The sequence below is a fragment of the Nocardia sp. NPDC055050 genome (genome assembly GCF_053608345.1).
Genome location: NZ_JBSGVG010000007.1, coordinates 85,820 through 104,042, shown reverse-complemented (window position 1 = coordinate 104,042; position 18,223 = coordinate 85,820). Strand labels below are relative to the sequence as shown.

The following is an 18,223-nucleotide window of genomic DNA, read 5'->3' as shown; positions in this document are numbered from 1 at the left end:
GGGTGGGGAGTGCTCGATCGAGCTGATCGGGCGAAGCGATGCGCGAATCGCTGATGAAAGTATCAGATGCGATGCGATACGTGGCTGAACCGGTCTTCTTGCACCGAGGTCGTTCCGCCGGAGGGTCTGGGCAGGGAGTGCGACCGGCATCATCGGCGGAGGCGCTCACTGCTGCTATAGACCGTCATAGATGACGACATGGTCAGTCAATTGCTGCCAGAGAATTCTCAGGCGATCCGCAGACCTCCGACAGGAAGCGTGTGCGCGACGTCACGCAACATGGAGCTTTGCGTCAGATATGATGATTTCATCATCACCATGTTGGTGTGGCGATTGTGCCCGGGATCGTCTCCCCGGCCCGCCAGGGGGAATCTGGAGGAGAACTGATGAAGCTTCGAGAGCTGGATCCCGTCGACACCGGCAACGTGCCCGGTGGGAGTGTGCGGCGACGAATCGCGCGCGGCATCACTCTCGGCCTGGTCGTCTCGCTCGTGCTGGCGACGATCGGGATCGTGTCGGTCGAGCTGTATCTGCGGAACCGGATCGAGGGCTGCCTCGCGGCCGGCCTGCGAGACGACCTCGGCTCCTCGGTGGACGTGGATCTCGGTCCGCGACCCGTCGTGTTCAGTCTGATCGACCAGCGGATTCCCGAGCTGACCGTGGACGGCGACGACGCGCAGTTCGGTCCGGCGGTCGGGATGGCGGTCCATGCCACACTGCATCAGGTCTCGATGGCGCAGGGCGGGGCTTCGGCCACCGTGGGCAGCTCCGAGGCGCGCGTCGACTGGAGCGCCGAGGCGATCCAGCGCACGCTGCACGGGCTGGCCGGGGAGGTGAGGATGTCCGCAGCCGACGGCACGGTCGATGTCACCGGGGTCATCGGCGTGGTGTCGGTGCGGCTGCGCCCCTACATCGAAGACGGGGTGATCCGCGTCGAGATCGTCTCTTCTCGCGGGGTCCCGCCGCAACTGGCGAACGAGATCGCCGACCTGCTCACGGAGAGCCTGCGCGACTATCCGCTCGGGCTTCGACCGGAGTCCGTGACCGTGGCCGACACGGGAATCCGGGTCGAACTCCGTGGCGGCGCCACCGAGCTCCCGGTATCCGGCGACACGTGCTGATCTTTTCATCAGGAATAGCTTGACCTGCCAAGAGCCGGTGCTCGATGATCGACGTGGTGGGTTGCGACGAAGTTGCCGAGCTGACGGTAGAGGAGTGGTTCCATGGCGATCACCGGTAGGAATCTTGCGAGGTGGCTGCGTCCCGGTGCTGTTGTCGCGGTGCTCGCGGCACTGCTGGCGACCATGTATCTGGGATACATCGTCGACCCGGAGAAGAACATGCACGACTTCCCGATCGGACTGGTCAACCTCGATGTCGGCGACACCGTCGGAGGTGAGCAGGTCAACGTCGGCGATCAGATCGCGGCCTCGATGGTTCAGCAGATCCCCGCCGACAAGGTCGCGCTGCGTGAGATGGGCCTGCCGGAGCTGCATCGGGCCATGCTCAACGGCGAGATCTACGGGGCGATCGTCATCCCGAGTGACTTCACCAAGCGTGTGTCGATCCTGGGCGCGGCCGGTGTCGTGCCCGGCGATGTCGATTGGCCCGTCATCACCGTCGAATCGAATCCGGCGGCGGGTGCCTACGCCACGCAGATCATGCTGCGCATCACCACTCAGGCGACGGACGCGGCGAACAAAGCGGTAGGCGCGCAACTGCTCGACCGGGTGCAGAACCAGCTCCAGCCGACATCGGGCGCACCCGCTACCCAGCTCTCCGGCGTGAGCCGACTCGCCCTGGCCGAGCCCGTCTCGGTGCTGGTCGTGCCGTTCCGTGAGCTTCCCGACGGCGCCGGTGGGGGACTGTCGGCGTTCTTCTACACCCTGCTGTTGCTGCTGGCCGGGTTCACCGGCGCGATGATCATCCACGCGATGGTGGACTCGGCACTGGGCTTCGCGCCGACCGAATACGGGCCCTGGTACGTCCACTACCCGGCGACTCCGATCTCGCGCGTGCGGACGCTGCTGCTCAAATGGGGCATTCTGGTGGTCGTCGCGCCAGTGGTGTCCGGGATCTACCTGGCCGTCGCGACGCTGCTGGGGATGTCGATCGAGCGTGCTCCGATGCTGTTCCTCTACGGCGTGCTCGCGATCGTGGCGGTCGGGATCACCGCGCTGTCCATCCTGGCGATCTTCGGTGCGGCCGGGATGCTCGTGAATCTCATCGTGTTCATCGTCCTCGGCCTGCCCTCCGCGGGCGGAACCGTGCCGATCGAGGCGACGCCCCAGGCCATGGCGTGGCTGTCGACCTTCGAACCGATGCACCAGATCTTCATCGCGGTGCGGGCGATCCTCTACTACGACGCCCGGGCGAGTTCGGGCCTGGCGCACGGCGTGTGGATGGCCCTGCTCGGCCTGCTGATCGGACTGGTCCTCGGCCTGGCCGCGACGATCTTCTACGACCGGAAGGGGCTCGAACGCCGGGCTGTCCCGGCGGCCGGCAAGCAGTGAGTTCTGCGCGGACCGGCGCCGACCAGGTCATGGTGGGCGCCGGTCCCGCGATCAGAAGGCGGCCTCGTCGAGATCCATGATGGCGGGGTCGATATCCGCGATCACGGCACGGTCGGCACCGAGCCGGGGCAGCACGGTTCGGAGGAAGAAGGACGCCACCGCGATCTTGCCCGCGTAGAAGTCGCGGTCCGATCCGGCGGACGGGAGTGCGGCCGAAGCGATTTCCGCGGCTACCAGCAGTCGCCACCCGATCAGCAGATCGCCGACCGCCAGCAGGAAACGGACCGATTCGAGACCGACCTTGTACAGCTCCCGACTGTCGTTCGCGGCCGCGAGCAGGTGCTGGGTCAAGGTGGCGGTCATGGCCTGCACGTCGTCGAGCGCGGTGAGCAGAATCGCGCGTTCGACCTTGAACTCGGGGGTGCCGGATTCGGGCTGGGCGGTCGCCCGGACCTGGTCGGCGATATGGGCCAGGGCAACGCCGCGGTCGCGGGCGATCTTGCGAAAGAAGAAGTCCTGCGCCTGGATGGCGGTGGTGCCCTCGTAGAGGGAGTCGATCTTGGCGTCGCGGATGTACTGCTCGATCGGGTAGTCCTGCAGGAAGCCGGAGCCGCCGAAGGTCTGCAGCGAATCGGTCAGGTACTGGTAGGCGCGCTCGGAGCCGACACCTTTGACGATCGGCAGCAGCAGATCGTTGACCCGCGCGGCCAGCTCGGCGTCCGCGCCCGAGACATGCTGGGCGACTGCGGGATCCTGGTGGGCGGCGGTGTAGAGATAGATCGCGCGCAGGCCCTCCGCGTAGGCCTTCTGCATCATCAGCGAGCGCCGAACATCCGGGTGGTGGCTGATGGTCACCTTCGGTGCGGTCTTGTCGGCGATCTGGGTCAGGTCGGTGCCTTGGACGCGAGTCTTGGCGTATTCCAGCGCGTTCAGGTAACCGGTCGACAGGGTCGCGATGGCCTTGGTGCCGACCATCATGCGCGCTTCCTCGATGACCTGGAACATCTGCGCGATGCCGTTGTGCACCTCGCCGACGAGCCAGCCCTTCGCGGGCACGCCGTGGCCGCCGAAGGTGAGCTCGCAGGTGGCCGAGGCCTTGAGTCCCATCTTGTGCTCGACATTGGTGACGAACACACCATTGCGATCACCGAGTTCGCCTGTCTCGGAGTCGAAGTGGAACTTCGGCACCAGGAAAAGGCTCAACCCTTTGGTGCCCGGGCCCGCGCCCTCGGGGCGGGCCAGGACCTGGTGGATGATGTTGTCGGACAGATCGTCGGCATCGGCCGCGGTGATGAACCTCTTGACGCCCTCGATATGCCAGGAGCCGTCCTCCTGCTGGACCGCCTTGGTGCGGCCCGCGCCGACGTCGGAGCCTGCGTCGGGCTCCGTCAGGACCATGGTCGCGCCCCAGCTCTTCTCGACAGCGATCCTGGCCCAGCGGCGCTGGTCCTCGGTGCCGATGCGGTCGACGATATCGGACATACCGGGCCCGGTCAGGTACATGTACGCCGCCGGCTGGGCGCCCAGAATGAGCTCGCTGATCGCCCAGGCGAGCATTCGAGGCGCCGGAATACCGCCGATGGCCTCGGATTTCGCGATGCGCCACCATTCGCCGTCCTGCCACGCCCGTACCGAGCGCTTGAACGCATCCGGTAGTCGCACGGTGTGGGTCGCGGGGTCGAATCGAGGTGGGTTGCGATCGGCGTCGGCGAACGACGCGGCGGCCGGACCCTCGGCGATCCGCGCTGCTTCGACCAGCATCGTGCGCACGGTGTCGCCGTCGAGGTCGCTGAACGCGCCGCTGCCCAGCACGTCCGCCAGGCCGAAGACCTCGAGCAGATTGAACTCGAGGTCTCGGACATTGCTCTTGTAGTGGCCCACGGCCGAGTCCCTTCGACAGGCCGGTCGAGACGACCGGGAGTGAGGTGGAATGCGCGGATCCGATGCGCGCCGTGGGCCATTGTGGGTTCGCGCCGAAGCGCTACGCAACCGTAAGTTATTTTCGGCTAAGTAGATTCAATCTGAGAGCCGCTGGTACCAGATCATGAGATCGTCGTTCTCGCATTAAGTTGACCACCGCTAAGCTGATGAGCGAGTCAGTCGTGCAGGGCGATCCGGTCACCGATGGCGATCAACGCGCCCGCGAGATTCCGGTGGCCGAGGGCGCGCGGGTTGCGCACGGCGTCGATCACGACGGTGCCGATCGCCTGGACGAGGATGCGGGCCTGCGGGAGTGGCAGTTCGGCATGGGCCGTCTGCAACAGCCGGGCCCAGTTCAGGATGCCGTCGCGATGGATCCGGCGGTAGCGCGTGGCCTGCGGTTCCGGTAGGTGTCCGACCTCGCTGACGGTGGTACCGAGCAGGTCCGGCTGCTGGAGCGCGAATCCCACGAACGATTCCATCAGCAGATGTACCGCCTCGCGGGCGTCGCGGCCCTCGGCCAGTGCGCGGGAGGTGTAGAGGCCGATCCACTGCTCGTTGCGCACGATGATCTCGTTGAGCAGGTCGGCCTTGCTCGCGAAGTGGTGATACAGCGCGGGTCCGCTCACGCCGACGGCGGCGCCGATGTCTTCGATGCCCACCGCGGCATAGCCTCGCGTGTTGAACAGGCGCGCCGCCGCGCCGATGAGGCGCTCGGGCCGGGTGATTCGTTCGAACTCAGGGGACAGCGGCGGCGCCGGACGCGACGTGCGGGGCGAGGTCCCGCCCGGAGGCAATTCGGTGGCGAGGAGTCGCAGGATCGCGGCGTCGAGCACCGAGGTGAATGTCGTCGGCGGCAACTGCTGGCGGTGGTACGACGGGCTGACCGCCACCGAGAGAACGCACCAGCTCAGCAGCTCGACATCATGGTCGGATAGTTCTGGGCGCCGCGCGCGCACTGCCCGGCGCAGGTAGCCGGTCAATCGAACCGCCCGGATCAACACCGAAGAGCGGTGCGCGGCGGTGAGGTTGCGGAACTCGAGCTGCCACAGCCTCGGCAGCCCGCGCAGCTCGAGCGCGATGGCGACGAGTTCCTCGAAGACCCGATGCCCGCTCGCGTCCTGGACCGCGGCGGCCTCCAGCCGGGACACCGTCGCGTCCATGCCGGACATCAGGCAGTGGCCGAGCAACTCCTGCTTGTTGCGGAAATGGCGGTACAGCGCCGCCGAGGAGATCCCGACGGCGGTGGCGATCTCGGCCATGGACGTGCCGTGGTAGCCCGCCCGGGCGAAGGCGTCGGCGGCCGCGGTGAGGATCGTGGCGCGGCGGTCGCGTGGACGTCGGCGAATCGCGTGGCCGCCCGGGGTGCTGGTGCTCATCGTCTCCCAGTCTGGCGTACCGGGGCTGTGCCGTCGGGGGTGGCCACCGCATGGCCTCGTCGTCCGATGGCGGGCACGACCGGCCCCAGTGGGTGAACTCACAGTCATATGAATGTGTTGATCAAATATGATCAAAATATCAATGTTGCGATCATTGATAGGAGTGCTGTCCGGTGTTCGTGTCACAGCGCGGCGACAAGCGCGGGAAGTGAGAAGTAGTGCCTGACAGTGGTGTTCAGCCGCTTCACGATGAGCCGTTCGACGACGCGCCGCAGGGTGGGAAGGGGGTCGAATCCGCGCGGGCGCCGGTTGTCGTGAGGATTCTGCTCGGGGCGTTCCGGTGGTATCACCGCCACGAAGTAGGGGGCGTGCTCGAACCGGCATCGGGGCCGGCGTTGTTCGTGGCCAACCACGGCTTCGGCGGTGTCTTCGATCTGAATGTCCTGGCCGCGCGATCGGCCTATGTCCGCATCGGGGATCCGCGACGGGCGGTCGTCCTGACGCATCACATGGCCTGGGCGATGGGGCTCGGCCCGTTGCTCGCCAAGATGGGGGCCGAGCCCGCGACCGGTGATAACGCCCTGGCGGCCCTCGCGCGTGGCGAGCATGTCCTCGTGTTTCCCGGGGGTGATGTCGACGCGTTCAAGTCGTGGGGCGAGCGCAACCGGATCATCTTCGACGGGCGGACCGGTTTCGCGCGGCTGGCGATCCAGGCGGGGGTGCCGATCGTTCCGGTGGTCACGTCGGGGGCGGGGGAGTCGCTGATCTGCCTGTCCGATGGTCGTGCGCTGGCGCGCTTGCTTCGCCTCGACAAGGCGCTGCGGCTCAAGCGGCTCCCGATCACGCTGTCGTTGCCGTGGGGGCTCACCGTCGGAATCGCGGGGTTGTTCCCCTATATCCCGCTGCCGACCAAGGTTCGGACCGCGGTGCTGCCTGCGATGGGGCCGGAGGTTGGGGAGTCGCCGGGGGAGTTCGCCGAGCGGGTGCGTCGGGTGATGCAGGACGAGATGGATCGCCAGACCGCGAACCGTGTCCTGCTGCTCGGATGAGAACCGGTCAAACCACCAGTTCTGAGTATTTCATCAGAAACACTTGACGTGGATTCGATCGGAGGTGATGATATTATCAACTGCATTGGGAGGTACATCGTGACAAGCATCGACAAGGGAGTCGACACCGGGCGCACGGTCCAGGTCGGCAACCGCGAGATCTACTTCACCGAGTTCGGATCAGGACCCGCGGTCGTGCTGCTGCACGGCGGCGGCCCCGGCGCGACCGGGCTGTCGAACTACTCGCGCAATATCGAGGCGCTGGCGCAGCACTTCCGGGTGCTCGTGCTCGACATGCCGGGCTACGGACGGTCGTCGAAGTACGTCGACCAGTCCGATCCCTTCGGCGACCTGGCGCGTGTGCTCGGCGAGTTCCTCGACGCCTTGCAGATCGACTCGGCGCACCTGATCGGCAACTCCTACGGCGGGGCAGCGGCGCTGCGGCTGGCGATGGACCGCCCCGACAAGGTCGGCCGCCTGATCCTGATGGGCCCCGGCGGCGTCGGTTCCACGCGCGCCCTGCCGACCAAGGGTCTGCAGGAGCTCCTCGCGTACTACCCCGGCAGTGGCCCGAGTCGCGAGAAGATCATCCGCTTCATCCGTGAGTTCCTGGTGTACGACGGTGCGACGGTGCCGGACGAAGTGATCGAGGAGCGCTACCGGGCCAGCATCGACCCCGAGGTCGTCGCCAACCCGCCGCTGCGCCGGCCCTCGGGCCTGTTCGCCCTGCGCACGCTCTGGCGGATGGACTTCACCCGGGATTCGCGCCTGAGCGAGGTGGCGCACCCCACGTTGGTGGTGTGGGGCGAGGACGACAAGGTCAACCGGCCGTCCGGGGGCAGGATGCTCGCCGAGACGATGCCCAACTGCGACCTCTACCTGGTCGCGCGTACCGGGCACTGGGCGCAGTGGGAGCGGGCCGAACTGTTCAACACCCTCGCGATCGCGTACCTGAAGGCCGAGCGATGAGCGGCCTCGTACCCGGCGACGGGTCGGTCTTCGGGGCGGTGCACCTGGGCTACGTCGTTGTGGAGTCGGCGCGGCTGGGCGAGTGGCGTCGCTTCGGCGTCGACGCGATCGGCATGCACGCCGACGACGTCGACAGCTCCACGCTGCGGTTCCGCCTCGATGAGCACGCGTGCCGTTTCCTGGTGGAGCAGGGTCCGCAGGAGGACGTGACGGCCGTCGGCTGGCAGGTCGACGATCACGAAACCTTCGACCGGATCATCGCGCGGGTGTCCGATCGTGGCGTGCCGATCGCCGAAGGCAGTGCCGAGGACGCGGCCCGTCGTGGCGTGGAGCGTCTGTGGCGGTTCGCCGGCCCCAAGGGGATCCGGCAGGAGATCTTCACCGTCCCGGTGACCACGCCCGAGCCGCTGCGCATGCTCAGCTCCGGGTGGGTGACCGGCGAAGCCGGCATGGGACATGTCGCGATCGTGTCGAGGGAACCGGAATCACTGCGGGGCTACTACGAGACGGTCTTCGACTCCCGGCTCAGCGACTACATCGACGAGAACGTCTCCGGCCTCAAGCTCAAGATCCGGTTCCTGCGGGTGAACGAGCGGCACCACTCGATCGCGATCGCCAACATCCGCGGAGTGAAGATCGACCCGATCCGAACCCGGGTGCAGCACATCAACATTCAGTCCGGCTCCCTCGACGACGTGCTGGCCGCCTACGGGCGGGTCACCGATCTCGGCTTCCGGATGGCCTGGTCGGTCGGCCAGCACACCAATGATCGTGAGCTGTCCTTCTACTGCGTCACCCCGTCCGGATTCGAACTCGAGGTCGGCTGGAATCCGATCGTGTTCGGCCCGGAACGCGAATCGACGTGGGAGCCGACCACCTACCAGGGCATCAGTATCTGGGGTCACACGCCGGTCGGCGAGACCGTGCTGGACAAGTTCACGCAGTTCCGGCAGGTCGTTCGGACCCTGCGGACCCCCGAGATCACTGTCCCCCAACTCACCGGAGGCATGGCGCGATGACATCGTTCGACTACGACGTGGTAGTCGTCGGACTGGGGCCCACCGGGCTGACCCTGGCGAACCTGCTAGGCCGTCGCGGCGTGCGGGTCCTGGTACTCGAGCGCGAACCGGAGTTCTACGGCTTGGCGCGGGCGGTGTACACCGACGACGAAGGCATGCGGATCTTCCAGACCGCCGGTGTCGCCGACGAAGCCTCGGCGCAGATGAACCTCGACTGCACCGTGCAGTGGGTGCGCCGCGACGGCTCGGTGCTCGCCCAGTTCAACCAGGTCTCGCGCCCGCTGGGCTGGCCGGTGGCCAACTTCCTGTACCAGCCCTACCTGGAGAACACGCTCGAGAACGCCCTCGAGCGCTACCCGCACGTGACGGTTCGCCGCGGCCGGGAGGTCCTCGGTTTCGATCAGGACGCCGACGGCGTGCTCGTGCGGCATGCCGAATGCCAGGGAACCGGGTACGGCAAACACGCCGCCGACACCGATGCGGCCACCTCGGAAGAGGTACGGGCGAAGTTCCTCGTCGGCTGTGATGGCGGCCGCAGCGTGGTCCGCACGCAGCTGGGTATCGATATGACCGGTACGAGCTACCCCGAACGCTGGCTCGTGGTCGATCTGCTCGCCAACGACGGTGTCGACGCGTTCCGGCATCTGCCGTACTTCAACTTCGTCTGTGATCCCGAGCTGCCGACGGTGTCGTGTCCGCAGCCTGGTGGGCATCACCGTTTCGAGTTCATGCTCAACGATGAGCAGAGCAAAGAGGAGATGGAGGACCCCGACCAGGTCCGCAGTCTCATCGCCCGCTACGTCGATCCCGACGAAGTGACGGTGCTGCGCAAACTGGTCTACACCTTCAACGCCGTGGTCGCCGACCAGTGGCGTGAGGGACGCGTCCTGCTCGCCGGCGACGCCGCGCACATGACGCCCCAATTCATCGGCCAGGGCATGAACGCCGGTGTCCGCGACGCCGACAACCTGTCCTGGAAGCTCGGCGCCATCATCGGGCACGGTGCGAGTCTCGATCTCCTCGACACCTACGAGACCGAGCGTCGGCCCCACGCCAAGGCGATGATCGATCTGTCGGTGCTGAACAAGAGCCTCGTCTCGATCGACAACAAGCTCGCCGCGGGTGCCCGCGATATCGCCCTGGCCACCGCGCTGAAGGTCCCCGGACTCAACACCTGGATCCGGGAGGCGAAGATGAAGCCGTCCCCGCGGTTCAAGCGCGGTGCCTACTTCGGGCTCCCGCGCAAGTTGACGCGCGGCGTCGAGGGCACGCTGGCACCGCAGCCGGAGATCCGCACCTTCGACGGCCGCCACCAGCGCCTCGACGAAGCGCTCGGCCTCGGCTTCGCCGTCGTCGGCTACGGTGTCGATCCGCGTGCGGGACTCAGTGTCGCCCAGCGCAATGCCCTGCAGATACTCGGCGCGCAGTTCGTCACCGTGTACGCGACCGGTGGCCGTCCGCAGGGCGAGCCGGGCGACGCCCGGGTCGCCGCCACCGACTACGCCGACGTCGAGGATTACACCGGGGACATGGCCCGGTGGTTCGCCAAAGCCGGTGTCGCCCAGGGTGGCACGGTCCTGCTCCGCCCGGACCGATACGTGTTCGGGATCAGCGCGAAATCCGACGCGAGCGAGCTGGTCACCGCACTGCTGGCCCGCCTCGCCGTCACGCCCGCGATGTCGACCGCGAACCACAGCCCCCTGCGCGTCGTGGCGTCCGCCGCGCCGAGCCCCCTGGAGGAAGCCCGATGACCACGACCACCAGCGAACTGCCCGCCGTCCTCGCCGCCGCCGAGCGACTGGCGACCGCGACGCAGCTGGGCGTGCCCGTGGCCGCGGTGCGTGACCTGATCGGCGCCGACGACGTGGACCTGGCCTACGCGGTGCAGAGGCTGGGCACTCGCCGACGGATCGACGAGGGCGCCCGCGTCGTCGGGCACAAGATCGGATTGACCTCCACGGCGGTGCAACGTCAGCTCGGTGTCGACCAGCCCGACTTCGGCGTGCTCTTCGGCGACATGGACGCGGGCACGACGCCGCTGTCGCAGCGGCCGAGGCTGCTGCAGCCCAAGATCGAGGCCGAGCTGGCCTTCGTCCTCGGCGCCGACCTGACCGGTGACGACCTCGATCCCATCTCGGTGCGCGGCGCCATCGACTACGCCGCACCCGCACTCGAGATCGTGGACAGCCGAATCGCGGGCTGGGACATCACCTTCGGCGACACCGTGGCCGACAACGCCTCGAGCGGCTGGTTCGTGCTGGGCGAACAGCGGCTCTCCCTCGATGACTTCGAACCGCGTGAGATCACGATGGCCATGCGCATCGATGGCGAGATCGTCTCGCGCGGAAAAGGCGTGGACTGCCTCGGCGACCCACTGCTGGCGCTGGTCTGGCTCGCGCGCACCGCTCAGGCGCTGGGAGATCCGCTGCGCGCGGGCGAGATCGTGCTCTCCGGCGCGCTGGGGCCGATGGCGCCGCTGGTGCCCGGCGCGCGGGTCCACGCCGAACTGACTCAGCGTTCGGGGCCGCTCGGCACCGTCGACTTCACCCTGGAGGAACAGCGATGAGCCGCACCAAAGTCGCCGTCATCGGATCGGGCAATATCGGCACCGATCTGATGATCAAAGTCTTGCGCCTGTCCGACACACTCGAGATGGCCGCCATGGTCGGCATCGACCCGGATTCCGACGGGCTCGCCCGCGCCGGCCGGTTGGGTGTGCAGATCACCTCCGATGGTGTCGAGGGTTTGATCGGGCTACCGGATTTCGATGACATCGAGATCGTTTTCGACGCCACCTCGGCGGGCGCGCACAAGGCCAACGCCGCCGCCCTCGCCCCCTTCGGCAAACGCCTGATCGATCTGACTCCCGCCGCGATCGGCCCGTTCGTCGTTCCGGCGGTGAACCTCGATGAGCATGTGGCGGCCGACAACGTCAACATGGTCACCTGCGGTGGTCAGGCGACGATTCCGGTGGTCGCGGCCATCGCCCGGGTCACCGCGGTGCCCTACGCCGAGATCGTCGCCTCGATCGCGTCGAAATCCGCGGGCCCCGGCACCCGAGCCAATATCGACGAGTTCACCGAGACCACCTCGACCGCGATCGCCGCGGTGGGCGGCGCCCAGCGCGGACGCGCGATCATCGTGCTCAACCCCGCGGAACCGCCGCTGATCATGCGCGACACCGTGTTCGCGCTCATCGACACCGCCGACGCCGAGGTCCACACGCGGATCAAGGAGTCGATCCTGGCCATGGTGGCCGACGTCGCCGCGTATGTGCCGGGCTACCGGTTGAAGCAGGGTGTGCAGATCACGCCCGTCGAAGCCGGAGCTCCGCTGCGCACCCTGGTCGGCGACACTCCGGTCACCCACCAGGTCAGCGTGTTCCTCGAGGTCGAGGGTGCCGCGCACTACCTGCCGGCCTATGCCGGGAATCTCGACATCATGACCTCGGCCGCCGTGCGCGTCGCGGAGCGGATCGCGGCATCCACGAAGGAGAGTGTCCGATGAGCGCCGAAATCTTCCTGCAGGACGTCACCCTGCGCGATGGGATGCACGCACTGCGGCACCGCATCGATCCCGCCGGGGTGGCCCGGATCGCCGCCGCGCTCGATGCCGCGGGCGTGGACGCAATCGAGGTCGCCCACGGTGACGGGCTGCACGGCGGCAGCCTCAACTACGGGCCGGGCAGCCACACCGACTGGGAATGGCTCGAAGCCGCCGCGGGCGCGGTGCGGTTCGCCCGGCTGACGACCCTGCTGCTGCCCGGCATCGGCACCATCGAGGACCTGCGTCGCGCGTTCGATCTCGGCGTGCGCTCGGTGCGGGTGGCCACCCACTGCACCGAGGCGGACATCTCCGCCCAGCACATCGCCTACGCGCGCGAACTCGGCATGGACGTGTCCGGCTTCTTGATGATGAGTCACATGAACAGCCCGGAAGGTTTGGCCGACCAGGCGAAACTCATGGAATCCTATGGCGCGCACTGCGTGTACGTCACCGATTCCGGCGGGCGCCTCACCATGGACGGTGTTCGTGAACGCGTGCGCGCCTACCGCGGCGTGCTCACGCCCGACACCGAAATCGGTATCCACGCCCACCAGAACCTCTCGCTGTCCGTGGCGAACAGTGTCGTCGCGGTGGAGGAGGGCGTGACCCGGGTGGACGCATCCCTGGCCGGACTGGGCGCCGGGGCGGGCAACACTCCGCTCGAAGCGTTCGTCGCCGTCGCCGACCTGACCGGCTGGGAACACGGCGCGAACCTCGATCAGCTGACCGATGCGGCCGACGATCTGGTCCGGCCGCTGATGGATCGGCCCGTCCAGGTCGACCGCGAAACGCTGACGCTCGGCTACGCGGGTGTCTACTCGAGCTTCCTGCGCCATGCGGAGAACGCCTCGGCCACCTACGGCGTGGACGTGCGCACGCTGCTCACCGTCGCCGGTCGGCGAGGGCTTGTCGGCGGACAGGAAGACATGATCGCCGATATCGCGCTCGACCTGGTCGGTGATCACTGAGACTTCCGGCTCGCGCGGACCGGAAGGTGACGCGGTCCCGGCCTTTGTCACAGGAGGCCGGGACCGCCGTCCCCACGAGTCGGAACACGGGTGTGCCACGACCGCCGCCGATGTCAGGCGGTACGGCGGCCAGACCGTCGCGACGCGCAAGGCGCGACGACGGCGTCAGTTCCTCGACGCGGCCACCCGCGTCTGCGCGGAGCGCGGCTGTTTCGGCTGCTCGCTCAGCGATATCTGTGCGTCGGCGTCGCTGTCGAAGCGGCAGTTCTACGAGGAATTCCACACTCTCGACGAGGTGCTCGTCGCGGCCTATGCCCGGATCCAGGACAGGGCGGCCGCCGCGGTGGCACGCGCGCTCGCGGACCAGACCGGACCCGTCGAACCGGTCGTCGCACTGCGCGCCGCCCTGATCGCCTATTTCGCCGCGATCGAGAGTGAGCCGTACGGCGCCAGGTTCGCCCTGCTCGAGGTGAGCGGTGTCGGTGAACTCGCACAGCAGCAGTGCCGCGCGCACGCCCACCGATGGGCGGGACACATCCGGAGTTTCCTGGCGGCGAGAGGTTCACGTCCGGCCGACGACACCGTCGGGCTGCTGACCGCGACGGTCAACGCTGTCGCGCGCGAAGGCCTGTCGTGCGTCCCCGAGCTGCCGCCGTCGAGCCTGATCGAGCTCCTGACGAGTATGGCGATGCTGGTGGTTACCCGAGGGGCTTCGGCAGATCACGGGGCAGCGGATTCGTAGCCAGCCTCTCGGCGGCCTCCTTGGACATCCCGAACATGCGCAGCACCCGGCTGGTCACCTGATCGGTCAGCTCCCCGGCATCGGCGTCGGGCGTGCGATCCAGTAGCTGGAGCAGCCCGAGCAGCGCCCCACCAGCAGCCATCATGGCCATCTCGATATCCATCGGGTCGAACCTGCCCGCCTGCTGCGCGGCCGCGATATCGCGGCGCGCACGGGGAGCGAGGCCCTCATCGCGAACGAGGATCGATGTGCCCGAGTGCAGGATCACGCGGACGCCTTCGGGAAAGTCGCGCTGCATGCGGCCCGTCATCCGGAAACTCACCGCGAACACCTCCGCCGGATCCTCGTATGCCGCGACCACGCCATCGCGCAGCACGCCGTAGGTGTTCAGCACCGCGCGGACGGCTTCCTCGAACAGCTCGTCCTTCGAGGAGAAATGGTTGTAGAACGACCCGAATCCGACATCGGCGGCATCGGTGATCTCCTGGATGCTGACCGCGGTCCGCCCCTCGGCCAGCAGTGTGGTCGCCGCGGCCAGCAGCGCGTTGCGCGTGCGTGCCCGTCGCCGGTCCACCCGATTCCGTGTGATGGGTTCGGCTGTCATCGAACCTTCCTCCGGCCTACGCTCGTGGACCGATCGCCCGTGCGATGCCACGGAAGGCTTGGCGCCGAATCGTGCTCCGAACCCGGTTCAGCACCGGCGTCGACGGTGCGATGGCCGGGGCGGCACCGAAACGGGGGAACAGGGTGAGTGCGTTGACGCGCTCGACGGCACGGCGCTGGGCGTCATCGAGACCCGCGTAGGCGTCGAGGCCGCCGCCGAAGTAGAGCACCGCCGGATCGGGGGCGAACGGCCAGTCGCTGCCGTAGAGGACGTGGCCCGGCCGGGCGAACGACAGCAGGCTCGGCAGGGCCGACGCGCTCGAGGACAGCGCGGTGTCGAAATAGAACCCGGCGAACTCGTCGATCAGGTCGGCCGGGCTCACTCCGGTTTCGCTGAAGATGGTGAGCGCCAGCCGGTGGGCCGCGTAGGGGACGAAGCCGCCACCGTGCGACAGGATGAACTTGATGTTCGGGTACCGACGTCGAATCCCGTTGCGCACCAACAGGTAGGCGGCCCGGGTCGTGTCGAGGAGGAAGTCCGCGGCGAAGGGCAGGATTCCGGGAACCGACTCGCCGGGAAGATCCGCCGGGTGTACCAGAACGACCGCGCGACGGTCGTCGAGCGCGCGGAAGAGTTCGTCCTGGCCCTCGGCGCCGAGATAAACCCCGGCGGAGTTCCCGAGCAGCACCACTCCGTCGGCGCCGAGAGTATCGAGGGCTCGTTCGGCTTCCAGCCGGGACGCTCGCACGTCGGGCATGGGCAAGGTGGCCATGAATCCGAGCTGTCCCGGGTGGGCGGCCGAGATCTCGCAGGAGTAGTCGTTGAGGGCCTGGGCGAGCGTCGTGGCCTCGGCGGGATCGGTAAGGAAGGTGGTTCCGGGTGTCGACACCGACAGAATCGCCGAGCCGATCCTCGCAGTCGCCATCAGGCTCAGAGCCGAGTCCGGCGACCAGTCCGGCAGATCCCGGCCACCCGGGGCGGTGATGCCGTGGCGGCGCAGCGCGTCGCGATAGACCGGCGGGATCATGTGCTGATGCACGTCGATTCGGTCCGCGTTCATCGGGTCCTTCCGTTCATGGTGGAGAGATCTGCGGCTACACCATCGGCACTTATGTGATGATAGTATCAGTTACGACGACTCTCTAGCTATAGTGATGAAAATGTCAGCAGCTTCGCGCTGGGTGCGGGCTACTTCGTCAGCCCCAGCAGGGCGGCCGTGAGTCCGTAGTCGGGACCGAAGTCCTGCATGTTGCCGGTGCGGCAGCCGTCCGCGCGCATCTGGATCCGCTCGCAGAAGACGCTGATGATCTCGCCCGACAGGGCGGTTCCGATCAGCACGTTCTGGCGGAAGTACCTTCCGTCTTTGTCCATCGTGCGGTCGATGTTCTCCATGAGCAGCGGAGTGAGGTCAACGATCTCGGTGAGCGCGCCGGAGTTCGCACGTAGTTGGTTGGTGACATTGGTCAAACCGGCGAGTGAGGCGGCGAGCTCGTCCTGGTGCCCGGCGAATGCGATGCTGGTGTTGGCCAGGAAGGCGTTGAGCTGGTCCAGTGTTGCCTGCAGGCCGGGCGCCTGCTCGGCTAGCAGCCCCGACATGGCGGTCATCCGGTCGCTGAAGTCGCGCACCGACTGGTCGTTGTCGGCCAGCATCGTCGTGAGCTCGTTGAGCTTGATGATGATGTTGGCGATGGCGTCTTTGTTGTCGACACCGACCTTCAAAGCACCTGAGAGCGCGTCGAGGGTTTCGCGGATCTTCTGGCCGTTGCCGTTGAGCACCGGGTAGAGCGCCCGGCCTGAGAGCGGGCCGAGACCCTCCTGGCCGGGTTCGGGCTCGAGCGAGGCTGCGAACTGGTCGATGGTCTTGATCATCGTGTCCAGCTCGACCGGGGTCCTGGTCCGCGCGAGCGGCAGGTGATCGCCGGATTCGAGGGTACCGCCGCCGGTGTAGGGCGGGGTGATCTCGATGTGGCGGTCGGTGACGATCGATGGCGAGATGATCGCCGCGATGGCGTCTTTCGGGATCTCGATGCCTGCGTCAACGGTCATGTGGACCTCGACGTAGGTGCCCTTGGGGACGATCTTGTCGACCTTGCCGACCGCGAGGCCGAGGACCATGATCTCGTTGCCCTCGTACATGCCCGCGATGTTCTCGAAATCCGCGGTGATCTTGGTGGGAGGCGTCGATGTCGGCAGGGCGGAGCAACCGCCGAGGGTGAGGGCGGCTGCTCCGCCCGCGACGCACAGCCAGTGGAACCCGGCCTTCTTTCTGCCCAGCATGAACGGGTCCCTTCGCGCTCCAATAAATGATGATGCGATCACAAATGATAGAAGCATCGACACGATCTGGTGATGAAATCATCAAATACGCCCGGAGTGTCGGGCTCGGATCGGGATGACTCCCGTCACTCTCGGTGCGGCGTCGTTGCAGTTTATAGAACTGACCATCATTATTGATGAAACAGTCATAAAATATCGCCCGGTCGGCGCGCTGCTCCATGCCCCGCACCGGCAGAAGGGACCGGGTCGAGATGTCGAACCTGCAGCGCGTAGTCGCCCTGCCTGTGATCGGAGTCATGTGCTCCGCGTCACTGTTGATCTCCGGGTGTGGAATCGGCGTACCGGGAGGATCGCGGGAGTCCGGTGCGAGCGGCACGGTCGCGACGTCGCCCCGGACGACGAGTCCCGTCGCGGCGGAGGTGGTCACCCCGGAAGACGCCGGTCATCGGTGGGCGGCCGCCGGTTCGGCCGTCCTGACCCCCGGGATCCAAGCGAACACGCACGGAGGCGGGCAGTGCACGACGAACTACGTGTTCGTCGACGACACCGACAGGGTCTACCTCGGCCAGTCCGCGCACTGCGCCGGAACGGGCGGATCCACCGAAACCGACGGATGTACGGCCACCAGTCAGCCGCTCGACACCGCGGTCGATTTCACCCGCCGTGGCTCACTCCGTTCCGACGGCACCACCATCGGCACCGGCCGGCTGGCCTACAGCAGCTGGCTGACGATGCGGCAACTCGGCGAAGCGGACCCGAATGCCTGCGCGTACAACGACTTCGCGCTGATCGAGATCGACCCCGGCCTCGTCGATCAGGTCAATCCGAGCGTGCCGTACTGGGGCGGTCCCACCGGTCTCAACACCACCGGCACGCCCGAGGGCGAACACGTCTACAGCTATGGCAACTCGAGAATCCGGGGTGGCCTCCCCGGGCTGTCGCCGCAGCGAGGTGAGAGCTTCGCCGATGACAGCTCACTCGGCGGGTGGACCCACGCCCTGAAATCGCCGACGCCCGGCATTCCGGGTGACAGCGGAAGCGCCTTCCTCGACGCCGAAGGACGAGCGGTGGGCACGCTCTCGACTGTGGGGCTCGGGTTGCCCATCATCAACAATGTCGGCGACATCAGCCGCGAACTCGCTTACGCACGAGCGCATTCCGGGATTTCCGGACTGCGCCTCGTGCTCGGAACCGAAGAGTTCGACCCGAACCGGTGACGCCTGTCCGCATCTGTCCC

Annotated in this window: 16 protein-coding genes; 11 read left to right on the top strand and 5 right to left on the bottom strand. The window is 67.2% G+C overall.

Annotated features, from left to right (window positions below; translation table 11 throughout):
* The first annotated feature begins 386 nt into the window (after window positions 1-386).
* Both ACWGCN_RS09705 and ACWGCN_RS09700 read left to right on the top strand, forming a co-directional pair.
* Window positions 387-1,121: an LmeA family phospholipid-binding protein gene (locus ACWGCN_RS09705; protein ID WP_452459137.1), complete on the top strand. Its 735-nt coding sequence runs from the start codon at window positions 387-389 to the stop codon at window positions 1,119-1,121.
* A gap of 102 nt (window positions 1,122-1,223) precedes the next feature.
* Window positions 1,224-2,513, top strand: coding sequence for a YhgE/Pip domain-containing protein (locus ACWGCN_RS09700; RefSeq protein WP_452459136.1), 1,290 nt, complete (start codon window positions 1,224-1,226; stop codon window positions 2,511-2,513).
* Window positions 2,514-2,564: 51 nt separating this feature from the next.
* Here the strand turns inward: ACWGCN_RS09700 and ACWGCN_RS09695 are convergent, their stop codons facing one another.
* Window positions 2,565-4,394, bottom strand: coding sequence for an acyl-CoA dehydrogenase (locus ACWGCN_RS09695; RefSeq protein WP_452459135.1), 1,830 nt, complete (start codon window positions 4,392-4,394; stop codon window positions 2,565-2,567).
* A 215-nt stretch (window positions 4,395-4,609) separates the two neighbouring features.
* On the bottom strand, window positions 4,610-5,812 hold the full coding sequence (locus ACWGCN_RS09690; protein WP_387442626.1) for a TetR/AcrR family transcriptional regulator: 1,203 nt from the start codon (window positions 5,810-5,812) through the stop codon (window positions 4,610-4,612).
* Window positions 5,813-6,180: 368 nt separating this feature from the next.
* Between ACWGCN_RS09690 and ACWGCN_RS09685 the strand changes: the two genes are divergently transcribed.
* The 8 genes from ACWGCN_RS09685 to ACWGCN_RS09650 all read left to right on the top strand — a co-directional run bounded on the left by ACWGCN_RS09685 (window position 6,181) and on the right by ACWGCN_RS09650 (window position 14,105).
* Window positions 6,181-6,861 carry a lysophospholipid acyltransferase family protein gene (locus ACWGCN_RS09685; protein ID WP_452459134.1) on the top strand — a complete coding sequence of 227 codons (681 nt, stop codon included), beginning with the start codon at window positions 6,181-6,183 and terminating at the stop codon, window positions 6,859-6,861.
* Between the two features lie 108 nt (window positions 6,862-6,969).
* Window positions 6,970-7,830 carry an alpha/beta fold hydrolase gene (locus tag ACWGCN_RS09680; RefSeq protein ID WP_378989127.1) on the top strand — a complete coding sequence of 287 codons (861 nt, stop codon included), beginning with the start codon at window positions 6,970-6,972 and terminating at the stop codon, window positions 7,828-7,830.
* A complete protein-coding gene (locus ACWGCN_RS09675) occupies window positions 7,827-8,849 on the top strand; it encodes a VOC family protein (RefSeq protein WP_452459133.1) in 1,023 nt (340 codons plus the stop codon). The genes ACWGCN_RS09680 and ACWGCN_RS09675 overlap by 4 nt, the downstream gene beginning before the upstream one ends.
* Window positions 8,846-10,600 (top strand): bifunctional 3-(3-hydroxy-phenyl)propionate/3-hydroxycinnamic acid hydroxylase MhpA, encoded by a 1,755-nt coding sequence (mhpA, locus tag ACWGCN_RS09670; RefSeq protein ID WP_452459132.1) that lies wholly within the window; start codon window positions 8,846-8,848, stop codon window positions 10,598-10,600. Before ACWGCN_RS09675 ends, mhpA begins: the two co-directional genes overlap by 4 nt.
* Window positions 10,597-11,415: a 2-keto-4-pentenoate hydratase gene (locus ACWGCN_RS09665; protein WP_452459130.1), complete on the top strand. Its 819-nt coding sequence runs from the start codon at window positions 10,597-10,599 to the stop codon at window positions 11,413-11,415. The genes mhpA and ACWGCN_RS09665 overlap by 4 nt, the downstream gene beginning before the upstream one ends.
* Entirely contained in the window at window positions 11,412-12,356 is a 945-nt protein-coding gene (locus ACWGCN_RS09660; RefSeq protein ID WP_449967185.1) for an acetaldehyde dehydrogenase (acetylating), read from the top strand. The genes ACWGCN_RS09665 and ACWGCN_RS09660 overlap by 4 nt, the downstream gene beginning before the upstream one ends.
* The gene (dmpG, locus tag ACWGCN_RS09655; protein WP_452459129.1) at window positions 12,353-13,363 is read left to right on the top strand and encodes a 4-hydroxy-2-oxovalerate aldolase; all 1,011 of its coding nucleotides are present in this window, start codon (window positions 12,353-12,355) and stop codon (window positions 13,361-13,363) included. The genes ACWGCN_RS09660 and dmpG overlap by 4 nt, the downstream gene beginning before the upstream one ends.
* Window positions 13,353-14,105, top strand: a complete 753-nt coding sequence (locus ACWGCN_RS09650; RefSeq protein ID WP_452459128.1) for a TetR/AcrR family transcriptional regulator — start codon at window positions 13,353-13,355, stop codon at window positions 14,103-14,105. The genes dmpG and ACWGCN_RS09650 overlap by 11 nt, the downstream gene beginning before the upstream one ends.
* On the opposite strand, the gene ACWGCN_RS09645 is transcribed toward ACWGCN_RS09650, so the two are convergent.
* From ACWGCN_RS09645 to ACWGCN_RS09635, 3 genes are all read right to left on the bottom strand, one after another.
* Complete coding sequence (locus ACWGCN_RS09645; protein ID WP_452459127.1) at window positions 14,062-14,709, bottom strand: TetR/AcrR family transcriptional regulator; 648 nt, start codon at window positions 14,707-14,709, stop codon at window positions 14,062-14,064. The genes ACWGCN_RS09650 and ACWGCN_RS09645 overlap by 44 nt on opposite strands.
* Before the next feature lie 16 nt (window positions 14,710-14,725).
* Window positions 14,726-15,769, bottom strand: a complete 1,044-nt coding sequence (locus ACWGCN_RS09640; RefSeq protein WP_378988792.1) for an amidohydrolase family protein — start codon at window positions 15,767-15,769, stop codon at window positions 14,726-14,728.
* 128 nt (window positions 15,770-15,897) lie between these two features.
* Window positions 15,898-16,986, bottom strand: coding sequence for an MCE family protein (locus ACWGCN_RS09635; protein ID WP_452459126.1), 1,089 nt, complete (start codon window positions 16,984-16,986; stop codon window positions 15,898-15,900).
* Window positions 16,987-17,237: 251 nt separating this feature from the next.
* On the opposite strand from ACWGCN_RS09635, the gene ACWGCN_RS09630 reads away from it, so the two are divergent.
* Complete coding sequence (locus tag ACWGCN_RS09630; protein WP_452459125.1) at window positions 17,238-18,203, top strand: hypothetical protein; 966 nt, start codon at window positions 17,238-17,240, stop codon at window positions 18,201-18,203.
* Window positions 18,204-18,223 lie beyond the last annotated feature (20 nt).

Bases quoted from the DNA above. Each gene is read 5' to 3' on its own strand.
- ACWGCN_RS09705 (WP_452459137.1), top strand. From the start codon at position 387: ATGAAGCTTCGAGAGCTGGATCCCGTCGACACCGGCAACGTGCCCGGT.
- ACWGCN_RS09700 (WP_452459136.1), top strand. From the start codon at position 1,224: ATGGCGATCACCGGTAGGAATCTTGCGAGGTGGCTGCGTCCCGGTGCT.
- ACWGCN_RS09690 (WP_387442626.1), bottom strand. From the start codon at position 5,812: ATGAGCACCAGCACCCCGGGCGGCCACGCGATTCGCCGACGTCCACGC.
- ACWGCN_RS09675 (WP_452459133.1), top strand. From the start codon at position 7,827: ATGAGCGGCCTCGTACCCGGCGACGGGTCGGTCTTCGGGGCGGTGCAC.
- mhpA (WP_452459132.1), top strand. From the start codon at position 8,846: ATGACATCGTTCGACTACGACGTGGTAGTCGTCGGACTGGGGCCCACC.
- ACWGCN_RS09665 (WP_452459130.1), top strand. From the start codon at position 10,597: ATGACCACGACCACCAGCGAACTGCCCGCCGTCCTCGCCGCCGCCGAG.
- ACWGCN_RS09660 (WP_449967185.1), top strand. From the start codon at position 11,412: ATGAGCCGCACCAAAGTCGCCGTCATCGGATCGGGCAATATCGGCACC.
- dmpG (WP_452459129.1), top strand. From the start codon at position 12,353: ATGAGCGCCGAAATCTTCCTGCAGGACGTCACCCTGCGCGATGGGATG.
- ACWGCN_RS09645 (WP_452459127.1), bottom strand. From the start codon at position 14,709: ATGACAGCCGAACCCATCACACGGAATCGGGTGGACCGGCGACGGGCA.
- ACWGCN_RS09640 (WP_378988792.1), bottom strand. From the start codon at position 15,769: ATGAACGCGGACCGAATCGACGTGCATCAGCACATGATCCCGCCGGTC.
- ACWGCN_RS09635 (WP_452459126.1), bottom strand. From the start codon at position 16,986: ATGCTGGGCAGAAAGAAGGCCGGGTTCCACTGGCTGTGCGTCGCGGGC.
- ACWGCN_RS09630 (WP_452459125.1), top strand. From the start codon at position 17,238: ATGTCGAACCTGCAGCGCGTAGTCGCCCTGCCTGTGATCGGAGTCATG.